At 73.9% G+C, this 10190-nt stretch carries 12 protein-coding genes; 6 read left to right on the forward strand and 6 right to left on the reverse strand.

Translation table 11 applies throughout. The features are described from left to right. Positions 1-538: sigma-70 family RNA polymerase sigma factor (locus tag KBX39_RS12380; RefSeq protein WP_210870552.1), on the reverse strand; the 538-nt coding region annotated here is incomplete at its 3' end. 287 nt (positions 539-825) lie between these two features. On the opposite strand from KBX39_RS12380, the gene KBX39_RS12385 reads away from it, so the two are divergent. Then, complete coding sequence (locus tag KBX39_RS12385) at positions 826-1563, forward strand: hypothetical protein (RefSeq protein WP_064448764.1); 738 nt, start codon at positions 826-828, stop codon at positions 1561-1563. On the opposite strand, the gene KBX39_RS12390 is transcribed toward KBX39_RS12385, so the two are convergent. Then, positions 1512-3101 carry a phospholipase D-like domain-containing protein gene (locus tag KBX39_RS12390; protein WP_113973178.1) on the reverse strand — a complete coding sequence of 530 codons (1590 nt, stop codon included), beginning with the start codon at positions 3099-3101 and terminating at the stop codon, positions 1512-1514. The two genes, KBX39_RS12385 and KBX39_RS12390, sit on opposite strands and share 52 nt — an antisense overlap. A 139-nt stretch (positions 3102-3240) precedes the next feature. Here KBX39_RS12390 and KBX39_RS33795 point away from each other — a divergent pair, with 139 nt between their 5' ends. After that, complete coding sequence (locus tag KBX39_RS33795) at positions 3241-3369, forward strand: hypothetical protein (RefSeq protein ID WP_255292629.1); 129 nt, start codon at positions 3241-3243, stop codon at positions 3367-3369. A gap of 44 nt (positions 3370-3413) precedes the next feature. On the opposite strand, the gene KBX39_RS12395 is transcribed toward KBX39_RS33795, so the two are convergent. Then, positions 3414-4400, reverse strand: a complete 987-nt coding sequence (locus KBX39_RS12395; protein ID WP_069089910.1) for a pirin family protein — start codon at positions 4398-4400, stop codon at positions 3414-3416. Between the two features lie 11 nt (positions 4401-4411). After that, entirely contained in the window at positions 4412-4894 is a 483-nt protein-coding gene (locus KBX39_RS12400; protein WP_043325045.1) for a MarR family winged helix-turn-helix transcriptional regulator, read from the reverse strand. Between the two features lie 114 nt (positions 4895-5008). On the opposite strand from KBX39_RS12400, the gene KBX39_RS12405 reads away from it, so the two are divergent. Beyond that, on the forward strand, positions 5009-5596 hold the full coding sequence (locus tag KBX39_RS12405) for a DUF1684 domain-containing protein (protein ID WP_113973177.1): 588 nt from the start codon (positions 5009-5011) through the stop codon (positions 5594-5596). 39 nt (positions 5597-5635) lie between these two features. On the opposite strand, the gene KBX39_RS12410 is transcribed toward KBX39_RS12405, so the two are convergent. Continuing rightward, entirely contained in the window at positions 5636-6223 is a 588-nt protein-coding gene (locus KBX39_RS12410; RefSeq protein ID WP_113973176.1) for a general stress protein, read from the reverse strand. A gap of 112 nt (positions 6224-6335) precedes the next feature. Between KBX39_RS12410 and KBX39_RS12415 the strand changes: the two genes are divergently transcribed. Both KBX39_RS12415 and KBX39_RS12420 read left to right on the forward strand, forming a co-directional pair. Continuing rightward, the gene (locus tag KBX39_RS12415; RefSeq protein WP_210870554.1) at positions 6336-8144 is read left to right on the forward strand and encodes a glycoside hydrolase family 15 protein; all 1809 of its coding nucleotides are present in this window, start codon (positions 6336-6338) and stop codon (positions 8142-8144) included. A gap of 89 nt (positions 8145-8233) precedes the next feature. Next, entirely contained in the window at positions 8234-8734 is a 501-nt protein-coding gene (locus KBX39_RS12420; RefSeq protein WP_210870557.1) for a metallophosphoesterase, read from the forward strand. Between the two features lie 4 nt (positions 8735-8738). On the opposite strand, the gene KBX39_RS12425 is transcribed toward KBX39_RS12420, so the two are convergent. Next, entirely contained in the window at positions 8739-8963 is a 225-nt protein-coding gene (locus KBX39_RS12425) for a DUF3072 domain-containing protein (protein WP_013474820.1), read from the reverse strand. Between the two features lie 101 nt (positions 8964-9064). Here KBX39_RS12425 and KBX39_RS12430 point away from each other — a divergent pair, with 101 nt between their 5' ends. Continuing rightward, the gene (locus tag KBX39_RS12430) at positions 9065-10003 is read left to right on the forward strand and encodes an NAD(P)/FAD-dependent oxidoreductase (RefSeq protein WP_043330356.1); all 939 of its coding nucleotides are present in this window, start codon (positions 9065-9067) and stop codon (positions 10001-10003) included. Positions 10004-10190 lie beyond the last annotated feature (187 nt).

The raw sequence follows: 10190 nt of genomic DNA on the forward strand, positions 1-10190 counted from the left end.
CCGCGTTGTAGGCGCGGGCGCCCTCCAGGCCTTCGAGGACCTCTTCCTCGGTGAGCTTGAGGTGGGCGGCGATGTCGGCGACCGTCGGCGAGCGGCCGAGCGTCTGGAGCAGCGTGCTGTTGGCGTCGGAGATCGCCAGGCGCAGCTCCTGCAACCGGCGGGGGACGCGGATGTCCCAGGTGCGGTCGCGGAAGTGGCGCTTGAGCTCACCGATGATGGTGGGGATCGCGTAGCCGGCGAAGTCGACGCCGCGTGACGGGTCGAACTTGTCGATCGCCTTGATCAGGCCGATCGCGGCGGTCTGCGCCAGGTCGTCGTTCGGTTCGCCGCGGCCGCTGTAGCGGTGGGCCAGGTGGTTCGCCAGCGGCAGCCACGCCTCGATGGCGCGGTCGCGCAGCGCGGGCCGCGAGGGGTGGCCGGCCGGCAGCGCGGCCATGGCGGCGAGCAGGTCGGCGGCGCTGTCGGTGAGCGAGCGGGGGTCGAGCTTCGCGGAGCCGGCCGGCGTGGTCGCCGGGGCGCTGATCGTGTGGGCGGTCATGGGTGGTCCTCCCTGCACCTCGTCCGCGGAAGAAAAAAGACGTGACGCTCAGGTTTAGGTGACGTAGTACGTTCGGGAGCCACCATAGCCCGATCGTGCTGCCGAAATCTAGCCGAAAGTACGATGTACTTAAGGTGTGGCGGGGTATGGACCTCGTTTTTCCGGGCATAGCGCGCCCCGATCGGTCAACGCGGAATCCGACAGGTGGGCGAAGTGTCGCCTTTCTGTCGTTGTCCCGCCGACGGGACCGCCCGTACCGTCCGTAGCGACACGTCAACGGAGGCACCGTGCTGGATCCCGCCGCGCCGCAACTCGTCATCAACGCCCGGACGCTGCTGTTCAGCTGGCTCCCGGCGGATCCCGGCGTGGTCGAGACCCTGCTGCCCGCCGGTCTGCGTCCGCACCCGCAGCGTCAGGTCTTCGTCAACCAGTACGTGGTCGACGACGAGACACAGACCTCCGGCTTCGGCGCGTACTCGCTCACCTACCTGGGTGTCTCACTGGCGGACATGGATCCGCCCGACGGCGGGACGCCGGGTGGCTGGTGGACCCACTACTTCTCCTCCAGCGAGCGGGTCCGGCGGTACGCCGCCGCACGGGGCGCGCCCGCCGCCGCCGGGGAGACGCGACTGGACCTGCGGGGCGACCGGCTCACCGCCGAGACCCGGGCCGGCGACGGCACGCTGCTGATCCGGGTCACCGCCCGGGTCGGGCACACCGGCACCGAGGTCCACAACGGCCACCACCGCTACCTCACCGGCCGCGACGGCGAGCTGATCGTCACCGACTATCCGTACGTGGCCGAGCCGGTGTCACCGTTCGAGGTCGAGTCGGTGGAGTTCCCGGCGCCGGAGCATCCGGTCCACGCGCTGCGGCCGGCCAACCCGCTGCACGTGTGCTGGGGGTTCTACTCGCCCCGGGTCTCGTTCGCCTATCCGGCCCGCCCGAACGTGCCCGACGAGGTGAGCGACCGTCACCAGGTGCCGGCCCGCCGGGCGCGCAGCGGCCTGCCGTCCGGGTCGTAGACCAGCCGGTACGCGGGCAGCGCCCAGAGCCGCGTACGCCAGGGCAGCCGCTCCGGGCGGTGCGGCCGCAACCGGCCCGGCGGACGGGGACCGGCCCGGCCCCCGGCGTGCCAGCGGTCCAGTTCCTCCGCCGCCGTGGTGATCGCGGCCACCGCGTCCGCCGGGTCCAGCAGGTCGTCGTCCTGCGTGCCGCCGGGATCACGGTCCAGGTGCTCGCGCCACAGCCGCAGCCGCAGGTCGCGGGCGAACACCCGGGCTCCGTCGCCCATCCCGGCCGGGTCGGCCGGCGCGCGGGTGTCGCGGGTGTCGTCGAGCACCGCGCAGGACAACTCGCTGTCGTGCGTCCAGGAGCGGCGGTTGAAGTTGTCGCTGCCCACGCTGGCCCACACGTCGTCCACCACGCAGATCTTGGCGTGCACGTAGACCGGCGTGCCGTCGTGGTTCTCCACGTCGAACACGTGCACCCGCTCCGGCGCGGCCCGGTGGCACAGCGACAGCGCCTGCTCCCGGCCGACCATGTTCGGCGGCAGCGCGAGCCGGCCGTCCACGTCCGGGTGCCGGGGCACGACCGCCACCAGGTGCAGGTCCGGATGCTCGTGCAGCGCCTGCGCGAACAGCTCGGCCACCTCGGTCGACCAGAGGTACTGGTCCTCCAGGTAGATCAGCCGCCGGGCCCGGCGTACCGCCTTGGTGTAGCCGCGGGCCACGGTGCGCTCGCCGTCCGGGGCGAACGAGTAGCGGGGCCGCACCGCCGGGTAGGTGCGCAGCACCTGCACGTGGTGCGGCCCGCAGGGCGGCGGGTCGGCGGGCTGTTCGGGCAGCGGGTCGGGGCGCAGGTCGGAGCCGCGCAGCCGGTCCCGCAGGTAGGCCATCGGGTTCTCCGAGTCCAGCGGCATCGGGTCGGTCCACCGCTCCCGGAACGTGGTGTCGAGCGCGCCGACGACCGGCCCGCGCACCGCGAGCTGCACGTCGTGCCAGGGCGGCGTGGGGCCGTACCGGGGGGACATGCCGATCGGCTGCGGGTCGCCGGCGTGGCCGGCGTCGTCGCGGCGGCTGTGGCACAGGTCGATGCCGCCGGCGAACGCGATGTCCCGGCTCGGGTCGCCCGGATGGCGCAGCACCACCAGCTTCTGGTGGTGCGAGCCACCGCGCCGGACCCGCTGGTCGAGCAGCACCTCGCCGCCGGCCGCCCGGATCGCCTCGCTGAGGTCGCGGTTCTCCGCCTCGCTGTAGGACAGCGTGTCGAGGTGGGAGCGCCAGACCAGGCCCTTGACGATCACCCCGCGCTGGGCGGCCCGCGCGAACAACTGCGCCACCGTCGGGCCGTCCGGGCGCATCCGCTCGTCCGGGTCGCCGCGCCAGTCGGTGAAGAACAGATGATCGCCCGCGGTGAGCGATTCCACCTCGCTGACCAGGCGGTCGAAGTACGCGGCTCCGTGAATCAACGGCTCGGCGAGGTTTCCATCGGTCCAGACGGGTAACTCAGACCCCGGGTTGGCGCGTTCCTGTGCGGTGAGGAACCAGTCCCGCAGAGTCACGTTCCACCCCCGAGGTCGACGACGTCCTCACACGGTAGGACCCCCGGCAGGACCCCGCACGGCGAGCAGCAGGTCGCGTGGGAGCCGCGCGCCAGGGGTACGCCGGACCCCTGGATCGCGACACCGAGGAGGCACCGACATGCCCGCCGAGACGACGAACACCGTGACCGACGACCGCGACCAGGCGGTGGAGGGGGAGCGGGGTGCGCTGGTGGCGGTCCTGTTGATGGTGATCCTCGGCGTGGCCGGGATCTTCGCCGTCTCCTGAGACCGCGGCCGGGCGCCCCGGCGGACCGGGGCGCCCGTGGCAGGTCAGGGCCGGTCGCCCTGGCCGTCGCTGTGCGGCACCCGCCCGGTCGGGATCACCCCGAGCCGGCCGGCCTGGAAGTCCTCGACCGCCTGGATCAGCTCGGCGCGGGTGTTCATCACGAATGGGCCGTAGTGTGCCACCGGCTCGCGGATCGGCTGGCCGCCCATCAGGTACAGCTCCAGCGCCGGGGCGTTGGAGTCCTGCGTCCGGTCGGCGGTGATCCGCAGCGCCTCGCCGGGCCCGTGCACGGCGAGCTGGCCGAGGTGGATCGGCCGCCGGTCGGTGCCGACGGTGCCGCGGCCGGCCAGCACGTACACCAGCGCGTTGAAGTCCGACCGCCACGGCAGGCTCAGCTCGGCGCCGGGCTGCAACGTGACGTGCGCGATGGTGATCGGCGTGTGCGTCGAGCCGGGACCCTGGTGCCCGGCGACCTCCCCGGCGATGACCCGGATCAGGCCGCCGCCGTCGGGCGTGGTGAGCAGCGCCGACTCCCGGCCGCGGATGTCCTGGTAGCGGGGCGCGCTCATCTTGGCGATGCTGGGCAGGTTGACCCAGAGCTGCAGGCCGTGGAACAGCCCGCCGCTCATCACCAGGTGCTCCGGCGGCGCCTCGATGTGCAGCAGGCCACTTCCGGCCGTCATCCATTGAGTGTCGCCGTCGGTGATGGTGCCGCCGCCACCGGTCGAGTCCTGGTGGTCCATGATCCCGTCGATCATGTAGGTCACCGTCTCGAAGCCGCGGTGCGGGTGCCAGGAGGTACCCTTCGGCTCGCCCGGCGCGTAGTCGACCTCGCCCATCTGGTCGAGGTGGATGAACGGGTCCAGCTCGGTCATCGGCACGCCGGCGAAGGCCCGGCGGACCGGGAAGCCCTCGCCCTCGTACCCGCTGGGGGCAGTGGTGACCCGGCGGACGGAGCGGTATTCGGTGGCCTCGCCGAGCTTCGGCAGGCGGGGCAGGACGAGGACGTCGTCGACGGTGATCGCGGGCATCGCGGGGCTCCTTACTTGTCGGCCGGGACGGACGACGCGGTGCGGTCGGCGCGCAGGCGCCGGCCGAGCCGCTCGAAGACCCGGGTGAGGCAGGCGACCTCGGCGTCGTCGAGGTCGTCGATCAGGTGGGCGCGCACGGAGCGCAGGTGGTGCGGCGCGGCCTCGCGCAGGGCGAACAGGCCGGCCGCGGTGAGCACTGCCTCGCTGCCGCGCCGGTCGGCCGGACACGCCTCCTTCGCCACCAGTCCGCGCTTGCGCATCGTGGTGATCTGGTAGGTCAGCCGGCTCGGCGAGAACACCAGCCGGTCGGCCAGCTCCCCCATGCGCAGCCGCTGGCCGGGCGCCTCGGAGAGCAGCACCAGCACGTGGTAGTCGGCGAAGCTCAGGTCGCTGTCGGCGCGCAGGTCGTCCTCGAGCCGGGTGAACAGCCGCTGGCTCGACTCGATGTACGCGCGCCAGCAGGCCATCCGCTCGGCGTCCAGGCTCTCCGTCATGGCTCCGAGAGTAGCACTATTTAAAATTTAAACAAGTGGCCCTGGCGTGCGCGGACCAGCGCGCCTTAGGGGGCTTCTTAAAACCTGAACGGGCCGCCCGGCTAGGGTCGGGGAATGGACGATCTCGACCTGCTCGACTGGCGGGAGCGGGTGGCGGCGCTCTACCTGTCCGACCTCGACCTGGCCGGCTTCCGGGCCGCCCGCGACGAGCTGTTCCGCACCCACCCCAGCAGCCCGGTGCCGCCCGCCGAACGGCCCGGCTTCACCGGACTGCGCTGGTACCCGCCCGACCCGTCGGCAGTGGTCGAGGCGCCGCTGCGCGCCGCCTCCGGCGAGCTGCGCATCGACACCGGCGGCCCGGACGGCGTGGTCGCGTACCGGCGGGTGGCCGTCGCCGACACGCCGTGGGGACCGCTCACGCTCTGGTGGATCGAGGCGTACGGGGGTGGGCTCTTCCTGCCCGTGCGTGACGCCACCTGCGGCGACGGGTCGTACGGCGGGGGCCGGTACCTCACCGACACGGTGAAGGGCACGTTCGGCCGCGGCCTGACCGTGCTGCCCGGCGACCGGGTCCGGCTGGACGCCAACTACCTCTACAACCCCAGCTGCGCCTACGACGACAGGTGGGCCTGCCCGCTGGCCCCGCCGGAGAACCGGGTGGACGTGCCGCTGCGCGCCGGCGAGCGCGCGTACCACGAATGAGGGGAGGGCCGCCCGGCCCTCCCCTCATCGCCCTGCCGGTCAGCGGGCGGTGGCGCCCGTCGGTGTCAGGTGCATCCGGCTGAGCAGCTGCTGGGCCTGCCCGGCCATCTCCGCGTCCACCGTCACCGCGTACTGGGCGGCCCGCAGCGAACTGGCCGACGTGAAGTCACGCTGACCGCCGCTCATCGCGTGCGCGACAGCGCCGAACACGGCACCCCAGATCGCGCCGATCACCAGGCCGACCAGGATCACCGCGAGCCAGTTGCCGGCGGTGAAGATGCCGAAGAGCAACCCGATGAACAAACCGAACCAGGCGCCGGTGCCGGCCCCGAGCAGGGCCGCCCGGCCCGTGGTGAGCCGTCCCATCACGGTCTCCACGAGCGTGAGGTCCGTACCGACGATCGAGGTACGTTCCACCGGGAACCGGTTGTCGGCCAGATAGTCCACCACCCGCTGGGCGGACGGATAGTCCGGGTACGAGCCGATTGTGACGGTCGCCGAACCGGTCTGCGGTCCGTGCCCGTCCCCGCTCGGCGGCGTCGGGCGACCGCCCGGGCCGGACGGGAGGTTGTCGCTGCCCGGCATGCCGGGTTGCCAGGCCGTGGTCGGAGTCGAGGGTCTGGTCATGAGCATCCTCCTTCGTCAACCCGCCGCGTTCCCGTCGCCGGGCAGCGGTAACGCACCGGCCCGGACCGATGTGGCGAGGCATGCCGACGCCCCGCGCCGGGTAGCCACACCCGTGCCGACCCGACACATCAGCGAGCACGGCTTCCTCGCCGACGGGCGCAGCGCGGCCCTGGTCGACCGCGACGGCTCGGTCGACTGGTGGTGCCCGCCCCGGTTCGACGCGCCGTCGGTGTTCGGCCGCCTGCTCGACGAGGACGCGGGGCACTGGAGCATCCGCCCGGAGGGGGAGTCGACGAGCACGCGCTCCTACCTGGACGACGCGCTCGTGCTGCGTACCGTCTTCGCCACCGCGACCGGCACGGTGGCCGTCACCGACGCGCTGGCGCTGGAGCCCGGCGCGCGCGGTCACGACATCGGGATGCGCTCGCCGCGGGTGCTGGCCCGGCTGGTGGAAGGGCTCACCGGCGAGGTGACGATGCGCGTCGACTACGCGCCCCGCTTCGAGTACGGCCGCGTCGGCGCCTACCTGACCGAACGCGACGGCGTGATCCGCGCCACCGCCGGCGCCTGCCGCCTGGAGTTGCGCGCCGACGTCCCGCTCACCATCGCCGGGGGAGCCGCCACCGGGCGGTTCACCGCCCGCGCCGGCAGCACGCACCGCTTCACCCTCGGGTACGCCCCGACGTACGCCGGCGCCGAACCGGCGCTGCCCGACGCCGCCGAGGTGATCGCCGAGACGGTGGCCGGGTGGCGGTCCTGGTCGGCGCTGCACGACTACCAGGGCGAGTACCGCGACGAGGTGCGGCGCAGCGCGCTCGCGGTGCAGGGCATGACGTACGCGCCCAGCGGCGCCGTCGTCGCGGCGGCCACCACCTCGGTGCCGGAGCGGCTCGGCGGCGACCGCAACTACGACTACCGCTACGTCTGGCTGCGCGACTTCAGCCTCACCCTCCAGGCGCTCTGGCGGGCCGCCTGCCCGGACGAGGCGGACCGGCAGTTCACCTGGGTGGCGCGGGCGATGGGCCGGATCGGCGACGAGCCGGTGCCGATCATGTACGGCGTCGAGGGGGAGCGGGACCTGACCGAGCACGACCTCGACCACCTCGCCGGGTACGCCGGCAGCCGGCCGGTGCTCGTCGGCAACGACGCCTGGCGGCAGCGGCAGAACGACGTGCTGGGCGAGGTGCTGGATGCGGCCTGGCTGATGCGCTACTACCTCGACCCCATGTCACCGGAGGTGCGTGACCTGCTGCGCACGCTCGCCGACCAGGCCGAGCGCGGCTGGCACCGGCCCGACGCCGGCATGTGGGAGACGCGCGGCCCGCAGCGGCACTACGTCTCCTCCAAGGTGGAGTGCTGGACCGCGCTGGACCGGGCGGTCCGGTTCGGCTCCCGCATCGGCGAGCCGGCCGACGTGGCCCGCTGGGCCGCCGCGCGCGACGAGGTGCGGGCGGCGGTGCTCGCCCGGGGCTGGAACGAGCGGGTCGGCGCGTACACCGGTGCGTTCGGCTCCGACGACCTGGACGCCTCGGTGCTGGTCATGCCGCTGGTCGGCTTCCTGCCGGCGGGCGACCGGCGGATGCGCGCCACGATGGACCTGCTGGAGCGGCGGCTGTCGCGTGACGGGCTGCTGCGCCGCTTCGACGGCGACCCGGCCGGGTTCGTGATCTGCTCGTTCTGGCTGGCCGCCGGCCTGGCCGAGGCGGGGGAACTGGACCGGGCGCGGCGGCTGTTCGAACGCCTTGCGGCCCGCACCAACGACCTCGGCCTGTACGCCGAGCAGATCGACCCGGGCACCGGCGAGCAGATGGGCAACTTCCCGCAGGCGTACTCGCACATCGGCCTGATCACCGCCGCCGGCCGCATCACCGACGCCGCCGCCCGCGCCGCCGCCCCCGCCCGCGCCGCCTCTCCGCGTTGATCATGAAGTTGACGGCGTAGTCGATCTCCCCGAGTGCCGCCAACCTCATGATCGGCGCGGGAAAGAGGGGGGTGGGGGAGGATGAGGGGGTGGATCTGGTGATCATGGCGGACACGCACGTGCCCAAGCGGGCGCGGGATCTTCCGGGGCCGCTGTGGGCGGCCGTGGAGGCCGCGGATGTCGTGGTGCACGCCGGGGACTGGGTGGACGTGGCGCTGCTGGACGCGCTGGAGGCGCGGTCGCGCCGGCTGGTCGCCGTGTACGGCAACAACGACGGGCCGGAGCTGCGCGCCCGGCTGCCCGAGGTGGCCCGGGTCGAGCTGGACGGCCTGCGCGTCGCCGTGGTGCACGAGACCGGCCCGAAGACCCGCCGCGAGGAGCGCTGCGCCGCCGCGTACGGCGACTGCGACCTGCTCGTCTTCGGGCACTCGCACATCCCCTGGGACAGCGTCGCCCCGGGCGGCCTGCGGCTGCTCAACCCCGGCTCGCCGACCGACCGGCGGGCGCAGCCGCACGCCACGTACCTGACCGCGCGGGTGGCGGCGGGGCGGCTCGACCGGGTCGAGCTGCACCGCCTGCCCCCGCGCTGACCGCTCAGCGGCCCCGGCCGGTCTCCGCCTGCAACTCGTCGATCCGCCGGGACGCCTCGGCCTTGGTCAGGCCCTCCGGCACCGGCTCGCCCGCCTCCTGCGCCAGCGTGTGCAGGTACGACTCCTGGGCGGCGGTGGGCGGCTCGTCGCCGGTGACCCAGTCGTCCGGGTCCTTGACGGCGGCGTCCGGGTTCACGTTCCTGCCGTTGGTGTTGGCGCGGTCGGCCATGCTCATCACCTCTCCTCGAACAGGTGTTCCACTACCCCCGGGCCGCCGGGTTCATGCCGGCCGCCGCCTACGATCACCTGGTGACGACGGACCGGGCGGGCGTGGTGGTGGTCGGCGCGGGCATCGCCGGAGTGGCGTGCGCGACCGAGTTGGCGCGGGCCGGGATCCCGGTACGGCTGCGCGAGCGCGCTCGGGTCACCGGCGGGCGGATGGCCAGCAAGCGTTTCGACGGCCGCCCGGCCGACCTGGGCGCCGCGTACTTCACCGTCGACGACCCGGACTTCGCCGCCGTGGTGGACCGGTGGCGGGCGGCCGGGCTGGCGCGGGAGTGGACCGACACGCTCGCCGCGTACGGGCCGGGCGGACGCGAGCAGGTCACCGGCCCGATGCGGTGGGCCGCCCCACGCGGGCTGCGCTCGCTCGTCGAACACCTGGCCGGCGACCTTCCGGTGACCCACAACCGGCTGGTGATGACAGTCGAGCCGGGCCCCCGGGCCGACGGCGCCGAGGCCGAGGCGGTGGTGCTCGCCATGCCCGGCCCGCAGGCCGCGCTGCTGCTGGACCCGGCGCTGGCCGAGGCGACCCGGGCGGTGGCCGCGCAGCGGTGGTCGTCCGCGTTGACCGGGGTGCTGCACTTCCCGGCCCGCCGCTGGGCGGACTTCCGGGGCGCGTTCGTCAACGACCACCCGGTGCTCAGCCTGGTCTGCGACGACGGCGACCGGCGCGGCGACGGCGCGCCGGTGCTCGTCGCGCACACCACCGCCGGGTTCGCCGCCCGGCACCTGCTCCAGCCCACCGCCGCCCGCGAGGCGATCGAGCAGGCGGTCCGCGACCTGCTCGGGCTGCCCGAGCCGGCGCTGTCGACCCACGTGCACCGCTGGACGTACGCGACCCCGGCCGCGCACGCCGGGGATGCCACGTTCCACCTGGACGACGACGGCATCGGCCTGGCCGGCGACGCGTTCGGCCGCCCGCGCGTGCAGACCGCCTGGCGCTCCGGCCGGGACCTCGGCCGCGCGCTCGCCGCCCGGCTGGGCTGAACCGGGGCGCGCTCAGCCGGTGGCGCCCACCGGCTGCGCCGCCGACCCGGCCCGCGTGTCCTCGCCGGTGCGTTCACCCTCCCGGTCCAGCAACTGCATGACCGGTGTCGCGGCGATCCCGTGCGCCACCACCGAGACCACCACCACGAGACCGACTGTGGCCCAGACCCGCTCCGCCTGCGGGACG

It is taken from the genome of Micromonospora sp. D75 (assembly GCF_018070405.1).
Classification (GTDB): Bacteria; Actinomycetota; Actinomycetes; order Mycobacteriales; family Micromonosporaceae; genus Micromonospora; species Micromonospora chalcea.